The following is a 26,103-nucleotide window of genomic DNA, read 5'->3' as shown; positions in this document are numbered from 1 at the left end:
CCACCCGTTGCCGGTCGCGGTGGCTTCGTCACCCCTCACCGGGCGGCAGCGGGACCCGCCATTCGAGTACGGTCCCGCCGGCCGCGTCCGGTCGGTCCCCGACGGACAGGTCGCCGCCCAGTCGCTCGGCCCGTTCGGCGAGGTTGCGCAGTCCGCTGCGGGCGCCGCCCGGCGGGACGCCGACCCCGTCGTCGCTCACGGTCACCGCCAGGATGCCGTCCTCGACGACGACGGCCACCTCGGTGTGGCGGGCCTGCGCGTGGCGGGCCACGTTGGTGAGTGCCTCGCCGATGACCGCGACGACCTCCTCGGCGGCCTCGGCCGGCACGTCGGTGTCGAGGAGGCCCTCCATGCGCAGGGCGGGGGCGAAGCCGAGCACCGCGGCGGCCTGGTCCACCGCTTTGACGATGCGGCTCCTGAGCCTCGGGGCGGTTCCGGGGGTCTCGTGCTCCCGGAGGGCGAAGATGGTCGATCTGATGATCTTGATGGTGGCGTCCAGGTCGTCGATCGCCCGGGTCAGCCGGTCCGCCGCCTCCGGGTGCTCGACGAACCGACGGGCGCTCTGCAAGGTCATGCCGGTGGCGAACAGGCGCTGGATGGCCAGGTCGTGCAGGTCGCGGGCGATGCGGTCGCGGTCCTCCAGGAGGCTCACCTGCTCGGCGTCGCGGCGCCGCTCGGCCAGTTCGAGGGCGAGTGCCGCCTGTCCGGCGAATCCGGGCAGGGCGATGATCTCGGTGCCCTCGAAGGGCGACCGCCCGTGGCGTCGGGCGAGGATGAGCACCCCGCTCAGGCGTTCCTTCGTGCCGACCGTGACGGCCACCGCCGGTCCGAAGCCCTTCCAGCGTTCGGGCTGCACGGTGACGCGGGGGTCGTTCTCGACGTCCGTCACGGTGATCAGGCCGTCGCACGTCAGGGCCGCGGCGGCGAGCGTTCCCTCGCTGCTCGGCAGGACGACGCCCCGGTGCGCTTCGGCCCCCTCGCCGGCGGCCAGCGATCCGCGGAGCTCTCCCCCCGGTCCGACCAGGTAGAAGACCCCGATGTCGGCGGCGGCGATGTCGACGGCCTCCTCCAGCATCCCGCCGAGGACCTCCGTCTCCTCCGCTCCGGACAGCAGGGCGCTGGTGATGCCGGAACTCGCGGCCAGCCACCGCTCGCGCAGGCGTCCCTCCTCGTAGAGCCGGGCGTTCTCGATGGCGATGCCGGCCGCGACGGCCAGGGTCGTCACCACGGCCTCGTCCTCGGAGTCGAAGTCGGCTCCGCCCCGCTTCTCGGTGAGGTAGAGATTGCCGAACACCTCGTCGCGTACGCGGATCGGGACACCGAGGAACGTGTGCATCGGCGGGTGGTGGGGCGGGAAGCCGTACGAGGCGGGGTGCTCGGAGAGCTCGGAGAGGCGCAGCGGCTTCGGGTTGCGGATCAGCTCGCCGAGGATGCCGTGCCCGGACGGCAGCGCGCCGATCCGTCCGCGCAGGGCGTCGTCGATGCCGACGGGTACGAACTCGGAGAGCCTGCGGTCGTCACCGATCACGCCCAAGGCGCCGTACTCGGCGTCGACGAGGGTCACCGCGGCCTCCACGATGCCGCGCAGCACCTGCGACAGGTCGAGCTCCCGGCCGACGGACATGACGGCTTCCAGCAGCCCGTTGAGCCGGTCCCTGGTGCCCCGCACCTCGTCTATGCGCACCTGCAGCTCGTCGAGGAGTTCGTCCAGTCTCAGCCGTGGCAGTCGCGCGTCCGCGGACTCGGCGTCCTCCGGGCCCATCGACACCTCCGGTCGCGTCAGAGGCGCGAACGGCACCCGTCGCGCCCTCCTTCACGGTAGTCCGGATGTCCGTTCCGTTCCTGCCGGACGCGCCCGACGGAACGCGGTCCCGGCCGCGGGCACCGGGCCGGGCGCTCGCCGACGAGGACGCCCCGGCCGCCGCCGACGCCGTCATCGCGAGCTCAGACGTCGGGAACGGTGATCACCGGGCAGTGCGCTCGGTGCAGCAGCCCGTGGACGACGGAGCCGACCCGCATCCCGGTGTATCCGCCGCGGCCCCGCCGGCCGACGACCACGGCCAGGGCGTGCTCGGCGGCGTGCGCCAGCGTCTCGACGGGCGAGCCGATCAGCACCTCGTGGGTGAGCCGGACGTCGGGGTACCGCTGTGCCCAGCCGGCGGTGGTCTCCGACAGCAGGCGCCGCTCGGCGTGGAACCGGGTGTCGCCCGTGTGCGGGCTGAAGGCGGGCGGCTGCCAGACGGCGATGGCACGCAGCTGGCAGCGTCGGAGGTCCGCCTCCTCGAAGGCCAGCTCCAGCGCGGCCCCGGAGGAGTCGCTGCCGTCGACGCCGACCACGAGGTAGGCCGGCTGCTGGGTGACGTGCTCCGCGTCCCCCACGACCACGACGGGGCACTGCGCCCGGGCGGTGACGGGCACCACGAGGGAGCCGGAGCTCAGGAACTCCTCGGTGCGGCTCAGGTGCCGGGAGCCGAGCACGACCATGGACGCGTCGCGCGACTGGTCGGTCAGCACTCCCACGGGGGAACCGTCGAAGAGGGCCGAGGCGGCCGCGACACCCGGCCGGCGGGCCCGCGCCCAGTCGAGCGCGGCGTGCAGGGCTTCCCGGCCCGCTGTCGTCCGCGCCGCGTGCCGGGTGGCGGCGGCGGGGTGCTGTCCGGGGTGCTGTCCGTCGTGCGGCGGCGGTACGGCGACGACGAGCCGGAGGCCCACGCCTCGCCGGTGCGCCTCGTCGGCTGCCCAGGCGAGGGCGAGGTGCCAGTTCCTGACGGGGTCGACGCCGACGACGACATCGCCCCGCCGGTTGGTGCCGGTCATGAGGGACTCCCGTGTCCGGGACCGGGCCGAGGGATGAGCTCCACGGCGCAGTGGGCGTATTGCAGCAGGCTCAGAGTGGTCCACCCGAGGGTGGACCCGAGACGCCCCGGGGACCGCCGGCCGCCGACGACGAGGAGGTCGGCGTGGTGCGACGCGTCGACGAGCGCACCGGGCACGCTGTGGCTCTTCTCGCCGTCGGCGTGCACCGTCAGTTCGGGGAACTCCTCCCGGACGCGGTCGGCGACCTCGGACAACGGCAGCACGTGGTCCCGGGCGTCGCGCTCCGCGCCGCGCCGCGACGCCGTACGGGCCCCCGGGGGCTCCCTCCAGATGTGCAGCAGTCGCAGGTGGGCCTCGCGCAGCGCGGCCTCGCGCGCTGCCGCCCTGGCGCAGCCGAGGTCGTCGGCGTCCCGTACGGCCGCGAGAACGGAGCCGGAGACGGCGGACTCGGCGGCCCCGCGGACCACGACCACCGGTGTGGTGGCCGTCGCCGCGGCTTCGAGACCGACCGAGCCGAGGGGGAGGGAGGGGAACCCGCCGAGCCCGCGGTGACCGACGACGATCGTTCCGCCGAGGCCGGCGGCACGCCGCAGCGCGTCGGGCGGCGGGCCGTCGTCGAGCTCGGTGACGAGCGTCAGTCCGGGACGGCGGGCCGCGACGGCCGCCGCGGTCTCGTCGAGCAGCTGACGGCCGTCCCGGCGCCTCCGGTCGGCGTCCGCCCCGGGGAGGGACGGGGTCCTCGCATACGCGTCGGTGTCCGTCGCGTGGACGAGGACCAGGCCGCTGCCTCGCCGCGCGGCCTCCTGGGCCGCCCATACGACCGCCGAGCGCGCGGACGGCGATCCGTCCACGCCGACGACGACCCAGCCGGGGCCGGGACGGCCCGTGGACGCTTGCATGGTCCCTCCTCGTCCGTTCCGAGAGGACTGGTCCCACCTTGGCAGCCGGGCCCCGCGGACCGGAGGGCCACTGGGGGCAAGCCCGGGGCCCGAAGGTCCCGCCCCGGGCGCACGGCCCCGGAGGGCGCTGCTCCGAGGCCGGTCGGGCCCGGCGGGGGACCGTTCGGCCCTCGCAGGCCGTCCGCGGACCGGCGACGGTGGTGACGAGGGGCGGAGCGGCGGCACGCTCGAACAGGAGGCGCGGCGATGAAGCACTTGAAGGTCGGCGGACTGATGACCGGCCAAGTGGTCTCGGCCGCCCCCGCGGCCTCGTTCAAGGACGTGGCGAAGCTGCTCGCCGAGCACGACATCACCGGGGTCCCCGTCGTGGACGAGGACGACCGCGTGCTCGGCGTCGTGTCGGAGAGCGATCTTCTGGCCCATCGGCGGCGGACCGTGCGCGAGCTGATGACCGCGCCGGCCATCACGGTGCACGCCGAGCAGTCGGTGGCGGACGCGGCCCGTCTGATGGTGCGTCGCGGAGTGGAGCGCCTTCCGGTCCTCGACGAGGAGGAACGGCTGGTGGGCATCGTGACCCGCCGCGATCTGCTCTGTGTGTTCCTCCGTCCGGACGCGGAGATACGGCGCCGCATTCGCGAGGACGTCCTCACCGACGTCATGGGCCTGGTCGGCGACGTGGTGGACGTGCACGTCCTGGACGGCGTGGTCACTCTGGAAGGCCGTCTGCGGAGGCGCAGCCAGGCCCGGACGCTCGTCGGCCTCGCCGAGCGGGTGGACGGCGTCGTCGCCGTCGTGGACCGGCTCTCCGCCCCGGAGGACGACACCCGGCTCGCGCCCACGGCGCGTACCGCCCACGGAGTCTTCGAATGAATCCGCGCACACAGACGGGACGAACCGTGTCCACCACCGAACTGCCCCGGCCGCTCGTCACCTCGCTGGTCGAGGACGCCGTCACCGCGCCGTCGATGCACAACGCACAGCCGTGGAGGTTCGTCCACCGGACGGGCACCGACGTCATCGAGCTGTACGGGGACCCCTCACGCGAGATGCCGCGTGAGGACCCCGACCACCGTGCCCTCCACATCGGTTGTGGCGCCGCACTGTTCGGCCTGCGCGTCGCCGCCGCCCACCACGGCCTGGAGGCCGTGCCGTCGCTGCTGCCCACCCGCGGGGACCCCTGGCACTTCGCGGACGTCCGCGTGCGGGAGTCCGCCGCGGACGAGGGGCTGGCCGCGCTCCGGCCGGCCCTGCGGGAGCGGCACACCAGCCGGTTCCCGTTCACCGAGGAGCCGGTCCCTTCCGAGGTCCTGGACGGTCTCCGGGCCGCCGCGCTCCTGGAGGGCTGCCGGCTGGAGGTGCCGGGAGCCTGGCACACCGACACCGTCATGGGCCTCGTCCACGCCTCCGAGCTGTTCGAGGCCGCGGACGAATCGGTCCGTGCGGAGATCGCCGGCTGGATCCGCCCGGGCGAGAGCGACGGCGGCGCGGCGACCGAGGGCATCCCCCCGTACGCCCTCGGGCCGCGCCAGTACGACGTGACCTCTCCGGTGCGGGACTTCGACGCGCCCCGCCGGATGGCCGGTCGCCCCTCGGTCCGCTTCGAGAAGCGGCCCCGCATCGTCCTGCTCGGCACGACCGAGGACACCCCGAGGGAGTGGTTGAAGGCCGGTCAGGCCCTGCAGCGCGTGCTGCTCCGCGCCACGCTCGACGGCCTGTCCACCTCTCTCATGTCCCAGCCCCTCGAATGGCCCGAACTCCGGTCCGACGCGCGGGATCCGGCCTCCACCACCGGCTACGTCCACATGGTGCTCCGCCTCGGCTACGGGCCCCGCGGCACGGCCACCCCTCGGCGACCCGTGTCCGAGGTGCTCGCCTTCGTCTGAGCCCCGCGAACGGCCGCGGCCGGGCCGCACGGCCCCGGCACAGCCGGAACCAGCGGTCAGAGCCGGAACCAGCGCACCTCCCCCGGGGTGACGGCGAGCCGCCGCCCATCGGGGAGCACCACGGCGAGGGGGCCCTGTGCCGAGGCCGGAACCCGTACGGCCAACCGCCCGGGGAGCACGCGGACGTGGACGCCCCGATGGCCGCCGGCGCAGAGGGTGAAGGCGAACCGCGGGAGCTCCCGGAGCGCCACCGGAGCGACCCGAAGCCCCTCGGGACCCGCTTCGAGGCCGGTGATGCCGCGCTCGACGAGGTCGACCGTGCCCGCCATCGCCCCGAGGTGGATGCCCTCGCCGGTCGTGCCTCCCTGGACGTCGGCCACGTCGGCGAGGAGCGCCTCCTCGCAGTACCGCCAGGCGTCGGCGCCCTGCTGCCGGGCGAGTACCCAGCCGTGGACGAGGCTGCTGAGTGTCGAACCGTGGCTGGTGCGCCGCAGGTAGTACGAGACGGTCGCGCGCCACACCTCGTCGTCGAGCCGGTAGCCCAGCCGGGCGAAGAGCCCGTGCAGCTCGTCGGGTCGGAACAGGTAGCCGAGCATGAGGGTGTCGGCCTGCTTCGACGCCTGGTAGCGGTTGACGGTGTCGCCCTCGGCCTCCAGGATCCGGTCGAGTCTGCGGATGTCGTCGTACCTGGCCCGGTAGGCCTCCCAGTCGAGCTCCGCGAGGTCCCCGTAGCCTTCGAACTGGCTCACCACGCCCTGGTGGAACGGCACGTGCACGCGGCGGGACACGTCCTCCCAGCGGTCGAGCTCCGCGTCGTCGAGCGACAGCCGCTCCCGCAGCTCCGACCGCCGGGCGGCGGGCAGTTCGTCCAGCAGGTCGAGGCCCCGGGCGAGCACCCAGGCGGCGGTCGCGTTGGTGTAGGCGTTGTCGTCGATGCCCGGGGTCGTGCGGTCGGGGTAGGCGTCGTGGTACTCGTCGGGGCCGACGACCCCGAGGATCCGGTAGCGCTGCGACGACGGGTCGAGGGAGGCGGCCCCGGCCCAGTACCTGGCGATCTCGAGGAGCGTCTCCGCACCCGCGGAGTGCAGGAATCCGCGGTCGCCGGTGGCGTGCGCGTACCGCCACACGTTGTACGCGACGGCCGAGCCCACGTGCCGCTGGAGTCGCGAGTGGTCGGGCAGCCAGCGGCCGGAGCGCGGGTTGAGGTGCAGTTCCTGCGTCTCCTCGCGGCCCGAACTCGCGCTCTGCCACGGGTACATGGCCCCGACGCCGCCGCTCCGCCGCGCCGCCTCGCGTGCCGCCGGCAGTCGGCGGTACCGGTACATGAGCAGGGATCGGGCCACGTCGGGGAAGTGGAGGTCCAGGTAGGGCAGGACGAACAGCTCGTCCCAGAAGACGTGGCCCCGGTACGCCTCGCCGTGCAGACCGCGGGCGGGGACGCCCACGTCGAGTTCCGCCGTGTGCGGCGAGAGCGTCTGCAGCAGGTGGAAGAGGTGCAGGCGCAGGATGCGGCCCGCCTCGCCCGGGACGAGCAGCTCTCCCTGCTCCCAGAGACGCTGCCAGGCCTCCTTGTGGGTGGAGAGGAGCCGGTGGAAGGGCGGGGCGCCGGCTGCCTCGCCGCAGGCCGTCTCCCGGGGGTCGCCGGCGGGCCGGTCGGTCGAGGCGCGCAGCGCGAGGGTCTTCACGACGGTCACCGTGCGGCGGTGACCGATCGGGAGGCGGAACGTCTGGACGGTGCCGGTCCTCGTCGCGACCTCGCGTGCGGTGCTCGCGGGGAGCGTGACCGTGCGGACGGCGAGGGCGATCCCGAGGCCCGGGTCGGCGGTGCGGCAGGTCAGCCAGGCGACCCCGCCCCGCTCGAACCCGGTCCGGTGGCCGGTGAGGTGCCGTCCGTCGAGGTTCCGGTAGCGCTCCACCCCGGCGTTCACGACCGCGCCGTCGAGGACGGACTCCACGTCCACGGCCCCGCTCCAGCCGTAGGCGCGGAACATCGTGCACTGGGCCGCGAGCCCGGCGTCTCCCATGTGCACGATCCGCAGGTGGCTCACCCGCAGTCCGCGGCCGTGGTCGTCCCGGAAGAGCAGGTGCCGGGTCAGCACTCCCCCGCGCAGATCGAGCCGGACGTCGCAGTGACGCAGCTCCTTCGCGTCGGGTGTCAGCCAGTCTCCGGGCGGCCCGTCGTCCGGGCGGCACCGGTAGCGCAGCGGCGTCCAGTCGGGCAGGTTGACGAGGTCCTCGTTCTCCACGCGTTCACCGGCGACGAGCGAGGTGCGCCGGTCGTAGCAGCCGGCCAGGTAGGTGCCCGGGTAGTGGACGGCGCCGGCGGAGCACTCGGGGCTGGAACCCCGGGTGGCGAAGCGGCCGTTGCCGAGCGTGCAGAGCGCCTCGACCAGCCGTTCGCGGTCCGGCTCGTAGCGGTCGTAACTCCAGTTCCAGGGGTCCGTCACAGGGACTCACCCCGCGCGCTCCCGCTCCAGGGGTCCGTCACCCGGGCTCACCCCGCACACTCCCGTCCCAGGGGCCCGTCACCGGGACTCACCCCGCGCGCTCCCCTTCCGGGAGTCCGTCATACGGACTCGCCCCACACGCCGCGGACCAACGCCGTCAGATCGGTGACCGTGAGGTCGGCTCCGCGGTCACGCAGCGGTGCGGTCATGCTCCGGTCCGGGGTGCGGTCGAGACCGACGATGGGGGCGAATCCCCCGCGCCGCGCGGCGTCGATGCCGGCGAGGGCGTCCTCGACCACCGCGGTGTCGCCCGGAGCGTTCCCGAGGAGGGCGGCCGCGCGCAGGAAGAGGGCGGGATCCGGCTTTCCGGCGAGGCCGAGCCGTGCGGCGTCCCGTCCGTCCACGATCACCGCGAGGAGCCCGGCGAGTCCGGAGGCCCTGAGCAGCGCCCGGGCGTGCCGGGAGGCCGACACGGCGGCGCAGGGCACACGGGCCGCGTGGAGGGCGTCGAGCGCGGGACCGGTGTCCGCGAAGACCGGCACTCCCTGGGCGCCGACCAGGGTGCGGAAGACCTGTTCCTTGCGGGCGGCGACGGCCCAGACCGTGTCGTCCCCCGGTGGATCGCGGGGGGTGCCCGCGGGAAGGGCGAGACCGCGGGCGGCCAGGAAGGCCGCTGCCCCGTCGAACCGGGACCTTCCGTCGACGAGGTGGCGGTACTCGGCGTCGGCGTCGAAGGGCGCCTGCTCGTCGCCGACGCTCGTCCGCGCGGTCAGGAAGGCGTCGAAGGCGCTCTTCCACGCCGCCGCGTGGACCCGGGCGGAGTCGAGCAGCACGCCGTCGGTGTCGAAGACGACGGCGCGCGGCGGTCGAGTGGAGGTGGAGGGGGCGTGGCCGCTCACGATCCCAGCCCACCGCGCGGGGCCGCCCGCCGCATGAGCCGATCGGCCCTCAGGAGGGGCCTCTCGGGCCCCTGCGGCCGGGCCTCCTCGGGTGCGACGGTGGAGTACGTACCGCACTCCGAAGGAGGGTCGGCCATGTCCGAGGCAGCCCCGAACTCGGCGCCCGCCGCTTCGCGGCCGGCTCTGCTCAGCTTCCTGGGCGGAGTGGGGACGGTCACCGGAAGCAAGTTCCTCGTCGAGAGCGACCATGCGCGGATCCTCCTCGACTGCGGTCTCTTCCAGGGTTTCGCGAACCTGCGGCGCCGCAACCGGGAGCGGTTCGCCCGGGACGCCGGCGACGTCGACGCCGTGGTCGTCACCCACGCCCACCTGGACCACTGCGGCTATCTGCCCCGGCTGGTCCGGCAGGGCTTCCGGGGCCCGGTCCTCACCAGTGCCCATACGGCCCGGCTCGCCGGGATCGTGCTGCGCGACAGCGCCCGGCTGCAGAGGGAGGCGGCCCGGCACGCCGACGAGCACGGCTGGTCGAAGCACCGCCCGGCGAAGCCGCTCTACGACGACTCGGACGTCGAGAAGACGTTGGCGTTCTTCGATCCCGTCGCCGTCGGCGAGGACGTGGAGATCATGGCCGGCACGCGGCTCACGCTCCACCACGGAGGGCACATCCTCGGTTCGGCGTGGGCCCGCCTCACCTTGGAGGACGGGCACACGCTGGCCGTCTCCGGGGACCTCGGGCGGTCCGGGCATCCGCTGCTGCTGCCGCCGGAGCCGTTCTCCGGCGCGGACGTGCTGCTGGTGGAGTCGACGTACGGCGATCGGCACCACGACCAGGAGACCGGGCGGTCGGAGTTCGCCGACGTGATCGCGCGGACCCTCGCCCGGGGCGGGACCGTCGTCGTCCCCGCCTTCGCCATCGACCGGACCGAGGTCGTCCTGCACGAGCTGACCCGGCTGCGGGAGACGGGCGTGCTGCCCCGCTCGGTGCCCGTGTACGTGGACAGCCCGATGGCACTGGCCGCCCTCGACGTCTACCGCGACGCGGTACGCGAACGCTCCCCCGAGCTCCGGCCCGAGATCATCGCGCAGGGGGAGGCCGCCCTGAGCCCGGAGCCGTTCCTCGCCGCCCGAACGGTCCAGGAGTCCATCGACATCAACAGCACCCGCGGCCCCGCCGTCATCGTCTCCTCGGCCGGCATGGCCACCGGCGGCCGCGTCCTGCACCATCTGCACCGGCTGCTGCCGGACCCGCGCAACGCCGTCGTCGTGGTCGGCTTCGCCGCCGCCGGCACCCGGGCCAGGGACCTGGTGGACGGCGCCCGCGTCCTGAAGATGTTCGGCGAGTACGTGCCCGTACGGGCCGAGGTCGCCGACGTGCCCCACTTCTCGGCCCACGCCGACGCCGGTCAGGTCGTCGACTGGCTGCGCGGCGCACCGCCCCCGCACACCACGTACCTCGTCCACGGCGAACCGGCCGCGTCCGAGGCACTGCGCGACCGCATCGACCGCGAACTGGGCTGGACGGCCGTCGTCCCCCGCTCCGGTGAGGCCGTCCTGGTCCGCTGACCAAGGGCCCGCGGGCCCCCGGTCGCGCCCTCGGCGGTCCGCTCGGGACCGGCCGCCGCGCCCATGGGAGGAGGAACGCGTCATGACCGTGCAGCGGTTCACCGTCGCCGACGTGATGACCAGGAAGGTCGTCGCCGTGCGGGGCGGCGCGGAGTTCAAGGAGATCGTCGCCGCCATGGAGCGGTGGAAGGTGACCGCCGTCCCGGTCGTGGAGGGCGAGGGCCGGGTCGTCGGCGTGGTCTCCGAGGCCGACCTGCTCGCCAAGGAGGAGTTCCACGACCACCGCCTCGGTCTGGTCGAGCAGCTGCGACGGCTCGACGCCACGGCCAAGGCCGGCTCCCGCCGGGCCCAGGACCTGATGACCTCGCCCGCCGTCACCATCGCACCGGACGCGTCCCTGCCCCGGGCCGCCCGCCTCATGGCCGACCGTCGCGTCAAGCGGCTGCCGGTCGTCGACGCCGACGGGATCGTCCAGGGCATCGTCAGCCGCTCCGACCTGCTCAAGGTCTTCCTCCGCCCGGACGACGACCTCGCCGCGGAGGTGCGGGGCGAGGTCGTGGAGCACCTGTTCCCGCTCTCCCGCCACCAGGTCGACGTCCGGGTCGAGGCCGGTGTCGTGACGCTGACCGGCGAAGTCGGCGACAGCTCGCTGATCCCGCTCGCGGCACGCCTGGCGCAGGCCGTGGAAGGCGTGGTGGACGTACGGTGCCGGCTCACCGGCGCCGCCGGGTAGCGGCGGCGCGCCGGCACCGTGCGAAGGTCCGCCGGGGCGCGCATGCTCGAAGCACGTCCGACGTGACGGCCGCCGACCGGGACGAGAGCCGCGGCGGCGCCCTCGCCGGGGTCCGGCGGAGGGCGACGTATCGGCCGCCCTCGGCCGGTGGCGGCGGAGGGCCCGTGCCCTGTGCGGAAGGGAGCCGGAATGGCGTGGCTCTTCACCTTCGCGGGCGTCGTGCTGGTCCTGTTCGTCCTCAGGGACGTCTTCCACACGCTGTGGCATCCCACGCGACACGGCGGGTTGAGCCGGCTGGTGATGCGGGCGGTGTGGCGTCTTTCGGCGCTGCGCGGCACGCGGTGGCGGTCGGCGGGGTTGGCGGGTCCCCTGGGCATGGTGACGGTCGTCGCCGTGTGGGCGCTCACGGTGGCCGTCGGCTGGGGCCTCGTCTACTGGCCGCACATGCCGGAGGGCTTCTCGTACGCCCCGGGGCTCGACCCCGCCGAGCACGCGGGCCCCGTCGACGCCCTCTACCTGTCGCTGGTCACCCTCGCCACCCTCGGTCTGGGCGACATCGCGCCGACGTCCGGCTGGCTGCGCGCCCTCGCACCGGTGGAGGCCCTGGTGGGCTTCGTCCTGCTGTCGGCGACCGTCGCCTGGATCCTCGGCATCTATCCGGCGCTGGCCCGCCGCAGGGCCCTCGCCCTGCGGCTCTCGCACGTGCGGCGCGGCCCCGCCACCGCGCGGGCGATCGACTCCGGCGGCGGTGCCGCGCTCCTGGACGGACTCGCTTCGGCCCTGTCGACGATCACGGTCGACTTCCTCCAGTACGCCGAGTCGTACTACTTCTACGACGGGGACGCGAACACGTCCCTGCCCGGCCAGCTCGGGTACGCCACCGACCTGGCGAACCGGTCCGCCTCGGCGCGCCACCCGGACGTCCGGTTGTCCGCGGCGGTGCTGCGCACCGCCCTCGACGACCTCGCCACGGTGCTCGACGAGCGATTCCTGCGCACCGGAGGAACGCCCGAGCGCGTCTTCGCGGCCTACGCCGCCGACCACGGGCGCGCTCGTGTGGGACCGGACGGCCCTCCCCGGCGCCACGGAGGCGGGCGATCCTGAGAGGGAGGCAGAGGACACGGACGACGAGGACGGCACTGGTGACGATCAGGGAGGAATGACGACCATGGACACGCAACGCGCCCCTTACCCGCCGGTGGCGGTGACCGCACGTCTCGACCCCCCACTGTCCCGCTGGCTCTGGCTGGTCAAGTGGATCCTGGTCATCCCGCACTGGATCGTGCTGGTCTTCCTCTGGATCGCCTTCTTCGTCGTCACGGTGATCGCGTTCTTCGCCATCCTGTTCACCGAGCGCTACCCGCGTGGGCTGTTCGACTTCAACCTGGGGGTGCTGCGGTGGTCGTGGCGCGTGTCGTACTACGCGTACGGCGCTCTCGGCACCGACCGCTATCCGCCGTTCAGCCTGGGGCCCGAACCGGACTACCCGGCGCGACTCGACATCGCGTACCCGGAGCGGCTCTCACGCTCGCTGGTCCTGGTGAAGTGGTGGCTGCTCGCCATCCCCCACTACCTGATCATCGTGTTCTTCACCGGCGGCGCGCGGGCGAACTGGTGGGGAGGAGGGCTGATCGCCCTGCTCGCGGTGATCGCGGGCTTCGCGGTGACCTTCACCGAGCGGTATCCGCGGGACCTGTTCGCGCTGGTGGTGGGCTTGAACCGCTGGGTCGTGCGGGTCGCCGCCTATGCGAGCCTCATGACGGACGCCTACCCGCCGTTCCGCCTCGACCAGGGCGGGGAGGAGCCGGACGGCGTCCACTGACACCGCTGACGCCGCTGTCGTTCCTCGCGTGCGGTCGTTGCTCAGGTGCGGTCATTCCTCGCCGGTCCCGGGGCCGCTGCCCCTGCGGAGCCGTCCGGACCAGACGGGTTCCACCCGTTCCCATTCCCGTTCCCAGGCGCCCAGTCGGCGGCCCTCGGCGCGTCGTCGTACGAGGGTGAGCACGCCCGCGCCCGCCGCCCCGGCCGCGGCCGCCGTGGCCGTGCCGCCCGCGAGGGCCGTCAGCGCGAGGTTCGCGGTGCCGCCCGGCGGGCGGGTGGGTGCGCCGCGGTCGTCCACCCAGAGGGCGACGGTGCGGCCCTGCGGCGTCCGGGGCGGCACGGGGACGGTTCCCGACCTGCGGACGTCGTCGGGGTACTCCCAGACCGCGGGGGCGACGGAGCTCGTCGTGACGGCTTGCCGGGTGGCGGCTCGCGGTTCCTCGGCTCGTCCCGTCGTGGTCGCCTGCACCTGGTGCCGGTGGGCGGCGAGCGCACGCTCGACCCGGTTTCCGGCGTTCCACAGCATCCCGGCGGCGACGGCCCCGCAGATCAGGGCGATCGCCAGGACGAGGGTGAGAGCGGCGCGGCCCGCGGGCCGCGCGCTTCCGGACGCGGTGGGGCCCTGGCCCGACTGCTCCTGGTGGCTCATGCCGCACCTCCCGGGTGAGACGGTCGGCCGGTGGTCGGAGCGGCGCCGGTCAGCGCGCGCCGAGTTCGTTTCCGATGTGGTGTGCCCACGCCCGGATGCGCGCGGGGTCGCGGAAGTCCCCGCCCTTGCCGTGGCGGACCATGGAGCGGGCGATGCGCCCGGACGTCTCGGCGGTCACGGCGCCGCCGAAGGTGACGTGCTCGCGTGCGCCGAGGGACTTCATCCGGCGGGCGACCCCGGGCACGGGCGGGATGTCGTGCTGCTCGGCGGAGCTGTCGAGGGGCCCGCTGCTGAAGAGCCAGACCGGCCGCCGGCTGAGCTGGTCGGCGTTGCGGCGGGCGCAGCGGCGGGCCTTGCCGTCCCAGCGCCCGGCGTAGAGGGCGCCGCCGAGGACGACTCCGTCGTAGTCGCTGACGTCGGTGACGGTGTCGGCGGGCAGGACGACGGCGTCGAAGCCGTCGTCGCGGAGCGTCCTGCCGATCTCGTCGGCGATGCCGGCGGTGGCGCCGTGCTTGCCTCCGTGGGCGACCAGGACGCGTTTCGGGTTCATGGCCGCGCTCCGTCCCTGCCGTCGGCTCGCCTGACGGGGATGCTCCGCCGGGTCCGGGCGCTCTCCTCGGGCATGGGGACGCGGACGGTGAGGACGCCGTCCTCGTAGGACGCGTCGACGTCTTCGGCGGGGACGGGCATCGGGAGCCGTACGGTCCGCCGGAAGGAGCCGTAGCGGAACTCCGAGTGCTCCTTGTCCTCCTCGCTCTCGCCGTGCTCGGCGCTCACGGTGACGAGGTCGCCGTCGATGGTGACGGTGACGTCGTCGGGGTCCATCCCGGGCAGTTCGGCACGGAGCACGTAGGTGCCGCCGCCGCTGGACACCTCCACCGGGATGGAGTGCGCGGCGGTGCCGGGACGCCATCCGGGCAGCCCCGGGAACTCGCGGTTGAACCAGTCGTTGAAGTCGGGCCAGAGGCTGTGCCTCCGTGTCGCCTTGTCTCCGGTCATCGTTCTGCTCCTCGTGTGCGCGTCCCGGGCCGGGGCGGTGGCCGACGCGGATCCGCTCCGTCGTGCCCGCCTCTCCGGGGGCCGGGCGGCGGGCCGGGGGTTCTCGTACTCCCACCGTGCCGCCTGGGGCGTCGGCGCCCCCAGTGCCGAGGGGGTCAGGCCGTCGGGGCCGGTCGGTCCTTGCGGGACCGGGACCGTTCGGCCCCGGAAGGGGTGGTGTGCGTCTCTCCCGTCCCGGACAGGGGTACGGCGATCACGGGGCAGGCGGCTCGGTGCAGCAGTCCGTGCACCGTGGAGCCGAGCCGCATGCCGGAGTGGCCGCCTCCGCCCCTGCGTCCGACGACGACCGCGAGGGCGTCGAGGGAGGCCCGGGTGAGTTGTTCGACGGGGTGCCCGCGCATCACCACCCGTTCGGCGTCGACGTCCGGGTGGCGTTCGGCGCACCCGGCGACCGACTCGGCGAGCAGTCGCTCGTGGTCGGCCGGGTCCTCGGTCTCGTCGCCGTGGGGCAGGAGGGGGCGGGGCCGGACCCAGACCGCCGTGAGCCTCGCGTCCCGCAGGCTCGCCTCGGCCGCGGCGAAGGCGACGGCGGCCCTGCAGTCCCTGCTGCCGTCCACGCCGACGACGATCAGCGGCGGGTGGACGGTCGTGTGCTCGGGCTGTCGGACCACGACGACCGGGCAGTCGGCGCGTGCCGCCAGCGGGACGATCACCGAGCTCTCGCCGAGGACTTCGGCGAACCTGCCGAGGTGTCGCGAGCCCACCACGGCGAGTGCGGCGCCCCGTGCCCTGTCGCGCAGCACGGTGGCGGGGGCCCCGTCGACGAGCTCCGTCGCGGTCCACAGCCCGTCGTGCAGTTCCCGTACGAGGTCCTCGGCGTTGGCGAGCGCCGACTCCGCTCGGAGGCGCAGGGAGCTCTGGTGGGCGACCGCGCCGTACGGGAGCCGGTCGTGGACCGGTGGAACGGCGGCGACCAGGCGCAGCCGGGCACCTCTGCGTACGGCTTCGTCGACGGCCCAGACGAGGGCGGGGACGGACAGTTCGCGGGGGTCGATGCCGACCAGGATGTCGCTCATGGCCCCTCGCCCCGCGTCGCGAAGCCCGAGGGGACGATCTCCACCGGGCAGTGGGCGTGATGGATCAGGGTGTGCGCGACGCGGCCCAGGGAGGGCCCCACCCCGAGCCGCCGCCGGTTCCTGCCCATGACCAGCAGGTCGGTGTGCCGGCTCGCCTCGATCAGGATGCCGGGGGTGCTCGTGCCCGTCTCCACGTGCTGTCCGACGATCAGCTGGGGGTGGAGCGCGCGCATCCGGTCGGCGACCGTCTTCACCTCGTGGACGCGCTGACGGGCGATCCCGTCGAGGTCGTCGAGCATGGTGGCGACACTGCCGACGTGGGTGAGGACGTTCCACACGCTCACGATGCGCAGGGCCGCCTTGCGCGCGTCGGCTTCGGCGGCGGCCAGCGGGAGCCAGTCGAGGTCCGTGGCGTCGTGCACGGCGGCGGTCACCGAGCCGGTCTCGGGCCGCTCGTCTCCCCCGCGCACGACGATCACGGGCACCTCGGCCCGGGCCGCGACGCCGAGGCCCACCGAGCCGAGCATGAGGGCGGAGAAGCCGCCGAGCCCTCGGCTGCCCACCACGATCGTGCCGCGCTCGCCGGCGGCCTCCCTGAGGCCTGAGACCGCCTCGCGGCGGCTGAGCTCCTTCGTGACGGGGAGGTCGGGACACCGCTCGTGAACCGCCCCGGCCGTGCCGGTCAGCAGGTCGCGGCCCGCCTCGCGTACCGCCTGCATGGTCTCGGCGTCGGTCCAGTAGGCGCGCCGGTCGGTGTCGGCTGCGTGCACGAGGCGCAGGGTGCGGCCCCGGCGGTCCGCCTCGGTGGCGGCCCAGAGCGCGGCCGTGTGCGCGGAAGGGGACCCGTCGACTCCCACGACGACGTCGCCCAGCTCCGGCCGGACGGGAATCTCGCTGTCCATGGTTCCTCCTCCGGACCGCGCCCGGGCGCCGGGAGCCGATGCCACGGGAGCGGCACTTCCCACGCTGGCACCGAGGAGGCCCTGTTGGGGATGGGCCGTTCGGCCCCGATCGTGTCCTGCCCGGCACCGCGCGGGCGGGCGTGCCGGCCTCGTAGGGGCCACCGGTCCCGGAAGGGGACCGTTCGGCACTCCTGTCCGGGAAGGTCGGCGGATCAGGGTGGGAGCGACGGAGACCGGTCGCGGTCGACGAGGACCGCGCGCGGAAGGAGCGAGTGATGCGTCATCGCAGGATCGGCGAGCTGATGACCCGTGAGGTGGTGAGTGTCCGCGGCGACGCGCCCTTCAAGGAGATCGTGCGGATCCTGTCGCTGCACCGGGTCACCGCGGTGCCGGTGGTGGACGGAGCGAACCGGGTGATCGGGGTGGTGTCGGAGGGTGACCTGCTGCGGAAGACCGCGGACCGGGCCGCCGCCCCGGGGGACATGCCGGCCGTGCCGGGGCTCGGGGCGTGGGAGCGGGCGAAGGCCGAGGGCACGCGCGCCGAGGAGCTGATGTCGGCGCCGCCGGTGTGCGCCCGTCCTGAGTGGACCGCGGTGGAGGCGGCGCGTCTGATGGAGGTGCAGGGCGTGAAGCGCCTCGTCGTCGTCGACGACGGGGACCGGCTGGTCGGCATCGTCAGTCGCCGGGACCTGCTGGGCGTCTTCCTCCGTGCGGACGACGACATCCGTCGGGAGATCACCGAGGACGTGCTCGCCGACACCCTCGGTCCCGCCACCGCCGGCCTGGTGGTCGAGGTGCGGGACGGCCGGGTGGAGCTCGGCGGGAGCGTGCCGTACCGGGGCATGATCCCCGCGGTCGAGCGCATGTGCGCGACCGTCGACGGCGTCGTGTCGGTCTCCCGCACCCGGCTCACCTACGAGAACGACGACGGCTCACCGGGAGGTGGAGGATCATGACGCAGGGAATCGTGGTCGGCGTGGACGGTACGGAGCAGGCGCGCGCCGCCGCCGAGTGGGCGGCGGACGAGGCCGTGCTGCGCGGCACGGGGGTGCGCCTGGTGCACGTGAAGGAGCCCTCGCCCGAACTGCTGCTGCCGTTCGTCTCCCGGGAACCCGACGAGTCGTGGGCCGAGGACCTGCTCGTCCGTACGGCGGCGGAGCTCCGCGCACGCTACCCCGGTCTCTCGGTCACCACCCGGCTTGCGGACTCCGGGCCCATCCCGGCCCTGGTCGCCGCGGGCGAGGAGGGCGAGCTGCTGGTGCTGGGCTCGCGGGCGCTCGGGAGCGTGGCCGGCTATCTGCTCGGTTCGACCGGTCTGACGGTGGCCGGCGCGGTCGACCGGCCCGTCGTGCTCGTACGGGCACACGGTGCGACCGCGCCGCGGGGACCGGTGACGGTGGGTGTCGACGTGCGGCGGTCCGCCGACACGGTCCTGGGGTTCGCCTTCGACGAGGCCGCTCGGCGCGACGCGCGCGTGCACGTCGTGTTCGCGTTGCAGCTCGGCGCCTTCGCGGGCCTCGGACCCGCGATGGTGCCGGACATCCGGCTCGCCGTCGTGCCCGAGCTCGAGCGTTCGCTCGACGACTCGCTGGCGCCGTGGCAGGCGAAGTACCCCGAGGTGGCGGCCGTCCACCGCGTGGTGATCGGCTCGGCGGGCCAGGCGCTGGTGGAGGCCTCCGGCGACGCGTCCCTCGTGGTGGTCGGACGGCACACCCGGCCGTCGGCCCTGGGCGCGCACATCGGGAGCGTGGCCCACGCGGTGCTGCACCACAGCCGTGCGCCGGTCGCCCTCGTACCCCACGAGTGACGTCGCGAGGGCTCCGGTCAGGAGTTGAGGATCTTGCTCTTCTGCGCCGCGAACTCCTCTTCGGTCAGGACGCCTTGGTCCTTCAGCTGTCCGAGTTCCTTGAGTTGCTCGATCTTGCTGCTCATGTCGGGCGCCGGCGCGGCGGCCGCGGGCGCCTGGGCGGGAGGCGGGGCGTACTGCTGGGCCGGGGCCGGTTCCTCCTGGTGGGCCCAGCGGCCCGCCTGGCGGCGCGAGACCCTGTTGGAGACGGCGGTCGCCGTCCCGGCCACCACTGCCGTGCGCGCCACACCGCGAAGAAGTCCTGGCATGTCGTTGCTCCTTGGCCGTTGATTTCGAGTGGATCGGTTTCCGCGGTCGTCCCCGGACGTCAGGCGGCGGCGCCGCCCTCCGCGTCCACGGCCTCCAGCGAGGCGAGGAGCGCCTGCACGGGGATGCGCCCGCCGGCCACGAGCTGGGCACCGCTGCGCCGCAGTTCGCGCGCGAGGGGGGCGGCCCAGAGGTTCTCGTAGATCAGGATGCCGGCCGAATTGCCCGGTTCGAGGGCCGCGCCCGCCTCGTCGAGGTCGTCCTGGCCGAGGAGTCCGGACGTGGAACCCTCGAACACGGACAGGTCCAGTTCGCCGTCGTCGTCGAGATCACGCAGTTCGACGGCGATGACGCTGCCGTCGGTGTCCTTCCGGACGAACGTGAAGTCGAGAATGCGGACGATGCCCCGGTCGACCAGGTCGAGGAGGAGGGACATTCCCTTGCCCGTCATTCGATTGCCCGGGAACTCGATGACCAGATAGTCGACCGGCCCCATGTCCTGGAATTCGTCGCTCATCACCGCTCCACACCGTTGGGAGGACATGACGGAGCCCGACCCCGTACCCGCCGCGTATCGGCGGACGTGACCGGGGCCAGTCCTGCTTCCATTGCAGCACCGGTCGGAGCCCTCCGCACATTCACGGCCGTCGGCCGTCCCGTCCCGCTCCGGGCCCGGCGGCGAGGCGGGCGACGAGGAGGGCGATGTCGTCGTCCGCGGACGCCGGCACGAGGTGGGTGAGCAGGCGGTCGCACAGGGCGGGCAGGGACGGGACGGGTTCGGCGAGCAGATCGGTCAGTTCGGTGAGGCGGGCGTCGATGTCGCTGTTCCGGGACTCGACGAGGCCGTCGGTGTACAGGACGAGGAGGCTGCCGAGGGGCAGGATGACCTCGGTGGTCGTGAAGGCCTCGCCGCCCACGCCCAGCGGCAGTCCGGGCGGTACGTCGAGCAGGCGCACGGTGCCGTCGGGGAGGACGGCCACCGGGGGCGGGTGGCCCGCGCGGGTGATGCGGCAGCGGCCGGTGGCCGGGTCGACCATCACGCACAGGAAGGTCGCGATCATCGGCTCGGCGAGATCGCGCAGGGCGGCCTCCAGCTGGTACAGCATGTCCTCGGCGGCGAGGTCGAGGCGCGCGAGGGCCCTGACGCTGGCGGACAGTCGTCCCATCACGGCGGCGGCGGCGGTGCCGTGCCCCATCACGTCGCCGATGACGAGCACGGCCCTGCCGTCCTCCAGTGCGATGACGTCGTACCAGTCGCCGCCGACCTCGTTGACGTCGCTGGCGGGCAGGTAGCGGTGGGCGACTTCGATCCCCGGCGGCGGGGTGATGTGCTGGGGCAGCATGCTGCGCTGCAGCACGGCGGCCGTGTCGTGTTCACGGCGGTACAGGCGCGCGTTGTCCACGCAGACGGCGGCGCGGGCCGCCAGTTCGCGGGCGAGGTCGACCTCGTCCTGGGTGAAGGGGCCGACGGAGCGGGTCCGGTAGAACGTGGCGAGGCCGAGGACCACGCCGCGGGCGAGCAGCGGGGCCATCATGAACGAGTGCACGCCCAGCCCGAGCAGCTCCGCGGGCCTGGCGGAGTGTCCGGCCGCCGGCGCGATGGACCGCGCGTCGAATTCGGGTACGACATAGGGGCGGCGTTCGCCGAGTGCCCGGGTGTACGGCGCGTTGGCGGGAAATTCGAGCGTGCGTCCCAGCGGGGCGAGGGCGGCCGTGACGGGTGATCCCGTCAGCGGGGCCTTGGCCAGCCGGCGCAGCACGGCGCCGCCGACCAGGCCCGCGCCGAGTTCTCCGTCGGCGGCCAGGCTCTCCAGGACGTCGACGGTGACGGCGTCCGCGAGGTCCGGCACGGCGACGTCGGCGAGTTCCTGCGCGGTGCGTTCCAGGTCCAGGCTGGTGCCGATCTTCAGCGTGGCCTCGTTCACCAGGGCGAGATGGCGCCGGCTCTCCTCGGCTTCGAGCTGCGCCCGCTCCTTGGCGGTGATGTCGATCAGGGTGGCGGCCAGCCCGATCGGGCGTCCGTCGGAGTCCTCCAGCCGGACGTACGACCCCGACCACACGTGGTCGTGGTCCGGGTCGGCCGGCGTGCGGCCCGTACGGCGGGAGTCCAGGACGGGCCGTCCCTCGTCCAGGGCCCGGCGCATCGCGCGCTCCATGTCCGCGGCGTTGACGTCGGGCAGGATCTCGACCAGGCGGCGTCCGATGTGGGCGGCCTGCGAAAGGCCGTTCATCGCTTCCAGCGCCGGGTTCACGCGCAGGAAGCGCAGCTGGGTGTCCAGCACCGCGATGCCGACCGGCGAGCGGGAGAACAGTCCGTCCCACACCGCCGACGAGCCGCGGATCCGTCGCGCGGCCTCCGCCTCCGCCGCGAACACCAGCACCGTCGTCCCGCCCCGGTGCCGGGCCGGCACCGGGCACGCCCAGATCTCCAGGTCCAGCGGTCGCCCCTCGCGGTGCCAGGCCGTCACCGTTCCCATCACCCCGCGCCCGGTGGCCGCGCCCTCCCACAGCGACCGGCCGAGACCACGGTCCGCGCCCGGGTGCAGCAGGTCGGCGATGTGCCGGCCGAGGACCTCGTGCGAGGTGTATCCGAGCAGGGCCTCGGCCGCGTTGTCCCAGCGGACGATCGCCCCGTCCGCGCCGGTGGCCACCACGGCGACCGGGAGGGCCCCCAGCCACCCGCCCGCGTCCCGGGCCGCGCTGGTGGTCACTTCGTCGAAGGGCACCTGCTCCATCGCCACCGCGATTCTCGTCCGTACGCACCCCTGGACGGCCGCCGTCCTCCCCAGTATGGGCGCGCACCCCCTGTTCGTCGCGCGGACCGGACCCGCGGGCTCCACCTGCTGTCGCACGAGGTTCCGGCCGGTCGCGGTCAGCGCGCGGAAGCTTTCCGGACGGCGTGGGCACGGGACCGAGCCGCGCGCGGCCGGCAGCCCCGAGGCCTCCGCGGCCTGCGGCGCCCTTCCCCGTCCCGGGAACGTCGTCGGAACCTACGGCTCCCCGCTCCGCAGTGTGCCCAGGAGCCTGCGGTACTCCGCCTCGTCGATCTCGCCACGGGCCAGCCGCTCGCCGAGGATCTGCTCGGGCACCGCGGACCCCCGGCGCGCCGGCGGCCCGGCGGCGCGGTCCAGTGCGCGGAAGACCAACACGACGGCGGTGATGAGGAGGCCCCAGAACAGGACCATGCCCGCCGACATCGCGAACCAGCCCCATCCGTTCATGCCGTTGCCGTACCAGAACATCATGGCCACTCACTCTCCCGGCGGCCGGACCTGCACGTAAGGAGTGTCTGCTTCCGGTCGGGCCGGATACCCCCACGGTGTCTCCGGTCCGGCCGCGGCGCACAGGGCCGACCGGCCTCTCACGGGGGTCCTGTCGGGTACGGGTGGGGACGAGTGGACCCACCGGCGGCACCGCGCCGGCCGCGCGTGCTCCGACGCGTGAGCGCCGTCCGGATCCGGATGGGGCCGTTCGTCCCCCGTTCGGGGCCTGGACGGCCGATGCCTGCCATCGTTTCGCGGGATTCACATGGAGGTATGAACAGCGACCGGCCGCTCCTCGTCGCCACGGGAGTCCGCAAGATCTACCGGACGGGCTCGGTGGCGGTCACCGCCCTGGACGGCCTGGATCTCGTCGTGCGCCGTGGAGAGCTCGTGGGAGTCATGGGACCGTCCGGGTCCGGGAAGACCACTCTGCTGAACTGCCTCTCCGGCCTCGACGACATCGACGGCGGGCGGGTGGAGATCGACGGCCACGACCTCTTCGCGATGTCGGACGCGGCGCGCACGGAGCACCGTGCGCGCACGATGGGCTTCGTCTTCCAGTCGTTCAACCTCATCCCGGTGTTCTCCGCGGTGGAGAACGTCGAACTGCCGCTGCTGCTGGTGGGCGTGCGGCCGCGCGAGGCGCGGCGCAGGGCGCTGGGCATGCTGGACCGGGTCGGCCTCGGCCACCGGGTCGAGCACCGGCCGAGCGAGCTGTCCGGCGGGGAGCAGCAGCGGGTGACCATCGCCCGTGCGCTGGCCGGAAGGCCGGCGATCGTGTGGGCGGACGAGCCGACGGGGAACCTCGACAGCGCGATGGCCGATCAGGTCATGGACCTGCTGTGCGACCTCAACCGGGACGAGGGGCAGACGATCGTCCTGGTCACCCACGACGGTGCCATCGGCGCCCGGGTCCCCCGGCTGATCCGGATGCGCGACGGACGGCTGGTCGACGACCTCCGGCAGCGCGTCCCGGCCCCCGGCGCGGCCACCGGGCTCTCCGGGGGCTGACATGTATCCGAACCTCCTGGCTCCGCTTCTCGTGGCCCTCGCGCTCGCCCTCCTGGCGCTCGCCGTGGTGGCGGTCCGCCGACCCGTCTCACGGCGCCTCGCCTTCCGGCAGCTCGCCCGGAGGCGGACCGAGGCCGCGCTGGTGATCGGCGGATCGGTGCTCGGGACGGCCATCATCATCGGGGCCCTGGTGGTCGGTGACACCTTGGACTTCTCGGTGCGGCAGGAGGCGTACCGCACCCTGGGTCCGGTGGACGAGCGCGTCGTCGCGCCGGACGGCCCGGCCGGTCGCGCGGTCGCCGAGCGGCTCGCCGTCCTGGCCGGCGACCCCGACGTCGACGGCGTGCTGAACGCCCGGGCCACCCAGGCGGCGGGCGTGAGCCGCTCCGATGGCCGCACGGTCGCCGAACCACGCGTCCTGGCCTGGCAGATGGACTTCGACGAGGCCTCGCGCTTCGGTGCGGCGGGCGGGGACTCCGGGCTCTCCGGGCCGGACCCGAAGCCCGGCCAGGTCGTGGTCAACGCGCCGCTGGCGCAGTCGCTGAGCGTGGGAGCCGGGGACCCGATCACCCTCTACCTGTTCGGAGCACCGCACACGTACCGCGTGGAGCGCGTGGTGCCCGAGGAGGGCCTGGCCGGTGTGGGTCTGGGAGGCAGGTCCAACCGTGACGCGTTCCTGGCGCCGGGAACCCTGGACGTCGCGGCACGTGCCGCCGGGGCGGAGCCGCGCGCGGTGACCTTCGTGTCGAACCGCGGGGGTGTGGAGGGCGGCGACGCCCTGACCGGGAAGGTGACCGCGGACATCCGCGAGGCCCTGGGCCCGCTCTCCGGCCGGGCGGCGGTCGAGACGCCCAAGCACACCGTGCTGCGGGACGCCGAGCAGGCCGGGGACTCGCTCGGTGCGCTGTTCCTGATGATCGGCAGCTTCAGCATCATCGCGGGCGCCCTGCTGCTGGTGAACATCTTCGTCATGCTGGGCGAGGAGCGGAAGACGCAGATGGGGATGGTGCGGGCGATCGGCATGAAGCGCTCGCGCCTGGTCGGGTCCTTCACCCTCAAAGGGGCGGCGTACGCGGTGCTGTCCGCCCTGCCGGGCGTGGCCATCGGGGTCGCCGTCGGCTGGGGCGTCGCCGTCGTCGCCGCGGAGATCTTCCGCGGCTGGTCGGTCGGCGGCAGCAGCATCCGGATCGCCTTCGCCGTCACCCCCACCAGCATCCTGAACGGCGTGGCCATGGGCCTGCTCATCGCGTTCGCCGCGATCCTCGCCACCAGTGTGCGCATCAGCAGGTTCAACATCATCGCGGCCATCCGGGATCTGCCGTCGGCGCCCGGACGCCGGCCGCGCCGCGGACTGCTCGTCGTGTGCGGCGTCCTGTCGGCCCTGTTCGCGCTCGCCGCCGTCCCCGCGGTGGCCGGCAGCCAGCCCGACGCCACGTACCTCATGCCGGCCCTCGCTCTTGCCTTCGCCTCCCCCGCCCTGTTCCGCGTGATGCCGCGGCAGGCGGCCACCACGCTGGTCGCGGGCGCCGTGCTCGCCTGGACCCTGCTCGCGCCGGTCGTCCGTCCCGGGATCTTCGACACGCCCTCGATGTCCGTGTACGTCATCCAGGGGGCTCTGGCCGCGTTCTCCGCCGTGGTGCTCGTCAGCAACAACCAGAAGACGCTGCTGCGCCCCGTACGGCGGCTCCTGGAGCGTCCTTCGGAGGCGGGACTCGCGACCCGGCTCGCGGTGGCCTACCCGCTGGCGAAGCGGTTCCGGACGGGCGCCACGCTCGTGATGTACACGCTGATCGTGTTCGTCCTCGTCCTCCTGACGGAGATCTCCGGCATCCTGCGCGCCGGCGTCGACGGAGTCGTCGCCGACGCCACCGCCGGCTACTCCCTGCGGCTCGACTACAACCCCCAGGTCGCCGGCGACCGGCTGGTGGCGGAGCTGCGGGGCGGGCCTTCGGCTGCCGGGATCTCCGCCGTCACACCGCTGCTCAACGCCACCGGCCGGGCCACCGACCCCGGAGGCCGCGGCACGCAACCCCTGGACATCGCGGCCGTGGGAGTGCCGGACGACGCGATCACCGGCATCACGTTCCGCGAGCGGCTGCCCGGACTCGCGGACGACCCGGCGGTGTGGCGCGCCCTGGCCGACGACCCCCGCTACGTCGTCCTGGACGGCTTCTTCGGCAGCACCGGCGGCCCGGCCGGCGACTACTACGACCCGGGCGACACCCTGACCGTCACCGACCCGCGGACGGGCCGCAGCGAGCAGAAGGTCATCGCCGGCGTGCTGGACAACGGCATGGTCTTCTACCCCGGCACCGGCGCCACCTCCACCACGTACCCCGTGGTCATGGGCGAGCAGGGCATGCGCCTGCTCTTCGGCGGCCAGGCCCAGAACGCCTCCGCCCTCGTCCGCACGGCACCGGGCGTCTCCCCCGACACCCTGGCGACCCGGCTGCAGGGCGAGCAGCTTTCGTCGAGTCTGGTGGCCACCCCGATCGCCTCCGAGATCCGGCACCAGTTCGACTCCAGCACCGCCTTCTTCCGGCTCATGCAGGGCTTCCTCGCCCTGGGCCTCGGGGTGGGCATCACCGGTCTCGGCGTCGTGATGGTGCGGGCCGTACGCGAACGCCGACGCACCATCGGCATCCTGCGGGCCCTCGGCTTCCGGGCACGGACGGTCCGCCGGTCCTTCCTCGGGGAGAGCGCCTTCGTCGCCTCGGAGGGAATCGTGCTCGGATCCCTGCTCGGCGTACTGACGACCTGGCTCATGTACCGCAACAGTGCCGCCTTCGAGGGCCTCGAAGGCGGCTTCCCCGTCGAGTGGACCAGCATCATCGGCTTGGCCGCGGCCACGTTCGCCGCCTCGCTCCTGGCCACCGTGGGCCCGGCCCGCCGGGCCGCCGCCATCCGCCCCGCACGTGCGGTCCGGGTCTCGGACTGAGCCGGCGGCCCGTGCGGGGGGGGGGGGGGGGGGGCCCCGCCCGGCCAACCCAACCCCGCGGGGCCACCCCCCCCCCCAGCCAGGTCACGG

The 26,103-nt window shown here is 74.0% G+C and carries 24 protein-coding genes; 10 read left to right on the top strand and 14 right to left on the bottom strand.

What is annotated here, in order from left to right; translation table 11 throughout:
- Nucleotides 1–28: 28 nt before the first annotated feature.
- The 3 genes from ACFCY7_RS01825 to ACFCY7_RS01815 form a co-directional block, all read right to left on the bottom strand.
- Nucleotides 29–1,762 (bottom strand): GAF domain-containing protein, encoded by a 1,734-nt coding sequence (locus ACFCY7_RS01825; RefSeq protein ID WP_376480506.1) that lies wholly within the window; start codon nt 1,760–1,762, stop codon nt 29–31.
- A gap of 182 nt (nt 1,763–1,944) precedes the next feature.
- The gene (locus tag ACFCY7_RS01820; RefSeq protein ID WP_376480472.1) at nt 1,945–2,817 is read right to left on the bottom strand and encodes a universal stress protein; all 873 of its coding nucleotides are present in this window, start codon (nt 2,815–2,817) and stop codon (nt 1,945–1,947) included.
- A complete protein-coding gene (locus tag ACFCY7_RS01815; RefSeq protein WP_376480471.1) occupies nt 2,814–3,716 on the bottom strand; it encodes a universal stress protein in 903 nt (300 codons plus the stop codon). The genes ACFCY7_RS01820 and ACFCY7_RS01815 overlap by 4 nt, the downstream gene beginning before the upstream one ends.
- 246 nt (nt 3,717–3,962) lie before the next feature.
- On the opposite strand from ACFCY7_RS01815, the gene ACFCY7_RS01810 reads away from it, so the two are divergent.
- Both ACFCY7_RS01810 and ACFCY7_RS01805 read left to right on the top strand, forming a co-directional pair.
- Complete coding sequence (locus tag ACFCY7_RS01810) at nt 3,963–4,586, top strand: CBS domain-containing protein (protein WP_376480470.1); 624 nt, start codon at nt 3,963–3,965, stop codon at nt 4,584–4,586.
- A gap of 26 nt (nt 4,587–4,612) precedes the next feature.
- Entirely contained in the window at nt 4,613–5,599 is a 987-nt protein-coding gene (locus tag ACFCY7_RS01805; protein WP_376480469.1) for an Acg family FMN-binding oxidoreductase, read from the top strand.
- 56 nt (nt 5,600–5,655) lie between these two features.
- Here ACFCY7_RS01805 and ACFCY7_RS01800 read toward each other — a convergent pair whose 3' ends face one another.
- A complete protein-coding gene (locus ACFCY7_RS01800) occupies nt 5,656–8,046 on the bottom strand; it encodes a glycoside hydrolase family 65 protein (RefSeq protein WP_376480468.1) in 2,391 nt (796 codons plus the stop codon).
- A gap of 119 nt (nt 8,047–8,165) precedes the next feature.
- On the bottom strand, nt 8,166–8,948 hold the full coding sequence (locus ACFCY7_RS01795) for an HAD family hydrolase (RefSeq protein ID WP_376480505.1): 783 nt from the start codon (nt 8,946–8,948) through the stop codon (nt 8,166–8,168).
- 132 nt (nt 8,949–9,080) lie between these two features.
- On the opposite strand from ACFCY7_RS01795, the gene ACFCY7_RS01790 reads away from it, so the two are divergent.
- From ACFCY7_RS01790 to ACFCY7_RS01775, 4 genes are all read left to right on the top strand, one after another.
- Nucleotides 9,081–10,508, top strand: a complete 1,428-nt coding sequence (locus ACFCY7_RS01790; RefSeq protein WP_376480467.1) for an MBL fold metallo-hydrolase RNA specificity domain-containing protein — start codon at nt 9,081–9,083, stop codon at nt 10,506–10,508.
- 82 nt (nt 10,509–10,590) lie between these two features.
- Complete coding sequence (locus ACFCY7_RS01785) at nt 10,591–11,241, top strand: CBS domain-containing protein (protein ID WP_376480466.1); 651 nt, start codon at nt 10,591–10,593, stop codon at nt 11,239–11,241.
- 189 nt (nt 11,242–11,430) lie between these two features.
- Nucleotides 11,431–12,345 (top strand): potassium channel family protein, encoded by a 915-nt coding sequence (locus tag ACFCY7_RS01780; protein ID WP_376480465.1) that lies wholly within the window; start codon nt 11,431–11,433, stop codon nt 12,343–12,345.
- Between the two features lie 64 nt (nt 12,346–12,409).
- Nucleotides 12,410–13,063, top strand: a complete 654-nt coding sequence (locus ACFCY7_RS01775) for a DUF4389 domain-containing protein (protein ID WP_376480464.1) — start codon at nt 12,410–12,412, stop codon at nt 13,061–13,063.
- 51 nt (nt 13,064–13,114) lie between these two features.
- Here ACFCY7_RS01775 and ACFCY7_RS01770 read toward each other — a convergent pair whose 3' ends face one another.
- The 5 genes from ACFCY7_RS01770 to ACFCY7_RS01750 form a co-directional block, all read right to left on the bottom strand.
- Nucleotides 13,115–13,711 (bottom strand): hypothetical protein, encoded by a 597-nt coding sequence (locus ACFCY7_RS01770; protein WP_376480463.1) that lies wholly within the window; start codon nt 13,709–13,711, stop codon nt 13,115–13,117.
- 49 nt (nt 13,712–13,760) lie between these two features.
- Nucleotides 13,761–14,261 carry a flavodoxin domain-containing protein gene (locus ACFCY7_RS01765; protein ID WP_376480462.1) on the bottom strand — a complete coding sequence of 167 codons (501 nt, stop codon included), beginning with the start codon at nt 14,259–14,261 and terminating at the stop codon, nt 13,761–13,763.
- Nucleotides 14,258–14,710 carry an Hsp20/alpha crystallin family protein gene (locus ACFCY7_RS01760; protein WP_376480461.1) on the bottom strand — a complete coding sequence of 151 codons (453 nt, stop codon included), beginning with the start codon at nt 14,708–14,710 and terminating at the stop codon, nt 14,258–14,260. Before ACFCY7_RS01760 ends, ACFCY7_RS01765 begins: the two co-directional genes overlap by 4 nt.
- Nucleotides 14,711–14,865: 155 nt before the next feature.
- Nucleotides 14,866–15,786, bottom strand: a complete 921-nt coding sequence (locus ACFCY7_RS01755) for a universal stress protein (RefSeq protein ID WP_376480460.1) — start codon at nt 15,784–15,786, stop codon at nt 14,866–14,868.
- A complete protein-coding gene (locus tag ACFCY7_RS01750) occupies nt 15,783–16,688 on the bottom strand; it encodes a universal stress protein (RefSeq protein ID WP_376480459.1) in 906 nt (301 codons plus the stop codon). Before ACFCY7_RS01750 ends, ACFCY7_RS01755 begins: the two co-directional genes overlap by 4 nt.
- Before the next feature lie 275 nt (nt 16,689–16,963).
- On the opposite strand from ACFCY7_RS01750, the gene ACFCY7_RS01745 reads away from it, so the two are divergent.
- Both ACFCY7_RS01745 and ACFCY7_RS01740 read left to right on the top strand, forming a co-directional pair.
- A complete protein-coding gene (locus ACFCY7_RS01745; protein ID WP_376480458.1) occupies nt 16,964–17,644 on the top strand; it encodes a CBS domain-containing protein in 681 nt (226 codons plus the stop codon).
- Nucleotides 17,641–18,495, top strand: coding sequence for a universal stress protein (locus tag ACFCY7_RS01740; RefSeq protein ID WP_376480457.1), 855 nt, complete (start codon nt 17,641–17,643; stop codon nt 18,493–18,495). Before ACFCY7_RS01745 ends, ACFCY7_RS01740 begins: the two co-directional genes overlap by 4 nt.
- Before the next feature lie 17 nt (nt 18,496–18,512).
- Here the strand turns inward: ACFCY7_RS01740 and ACFCY7_RS01735 are convergent, their stop codons facing one another.
- The 4 genes from ACFCY7_RS01735 to ACFCY7_RS01720 all read right to left on the bottom strand — a co-directional run bounded on the left by ACFCY7_RS01735 (nt 18,513) and on the right by ACFCY7_RS01720 (nt 22,046).
- Nucleotides 18,513–18,803 (bottom strand): SHOCT domain-containing protein, encoded by a 291-nt coding sequence (locus tag ACFCY7_RS01735; protein ID WP_376480456.1) that lies wholly within the window; start codon nt 18,801–18,803, stop codon nt 18,513–18,515.
- 59 nt (nt 18,804–18,862) lie between these two features.
- Nucleotides 18,863–19,318 (bottom strand): DUF6325 family protein, encoded by a 456-nt coding sequence (locus tag ACFCY7_RS01730; protein WP_376480455.1) that lies wholly within the window; start codon nt 19,316–19,318, stop codon nt 18,863–18,865.
- A 121-nt stretch (nt 19,319–19,439) separates the two neighbouring features.
- Nucleotides 19,440–21,536: a SpoIIE family protein phosphatase gene (locus ACFCY7_RS01725; protein WP_376480454.1), complete on the bottom strand. Its 2,097-nt coding sequence runs from the start codon at nt 21,534–21,536 to the stop codon at nt 19,440–19,442.
- Nucleotides 21,537–21,791: 255 nt separating this feature from the next.
- Nucleotides 21,792–22,046, bottom strand: coding sequence for an SHOCT domain-containing protein (locus ACFCY7_RS01720; RefSeq protein ID WP_376480504.1), 255 nt, complete (start codon nt 22,044–22,046; stop codon nt 21,792–21,794).
- 291 nt (nt 22,047–22,337) lie between these two features.
- Here ACFCY7_RS01720 and ACFCY7_RS01715 point away from each other — a divergent pair, with 291 nt between their 5' ends.
- Both ACFCY7_RS01715 and ACFCY7_RS01710 read left to right on the top strand, forming a co-directional pair.
- A complete protein-coding gene (locus tag ACFCY7_RS01715) occupies nt 22,338–23,075 on the top strand; it encodes an ABC transporter ATP-binding protein (RefSeq protein ID WP_376480453.1) in 738 nt (245 codons plus the stop codon).
- Between the two features lies 1 nt (nt 23,076).
- A complete protein-coding gene (locus ACFCY7_RS01710; protein WP_376480452.1) occupies nt 23,077–26,013 on the top strand; it encodes an ABC transporter permease in 2,937 nt (978 codons plus the stop codon).
- Nucleotides 26,014–26,103 lie beyond the last annotated feature (90 nt).

Origin of the sequence: Streptomyces sp. NPDC056361 (assembly GCF_042262805.1) — a bacterium.
Lineage (GTDB): Bacteria > Actinomycetota > Actinomycetes > Streptomycetales > Streptomycetaceae > Streptomyces.
This window is presented reverse-complemented; position numbering and strand designations above follow the sequence as displayed.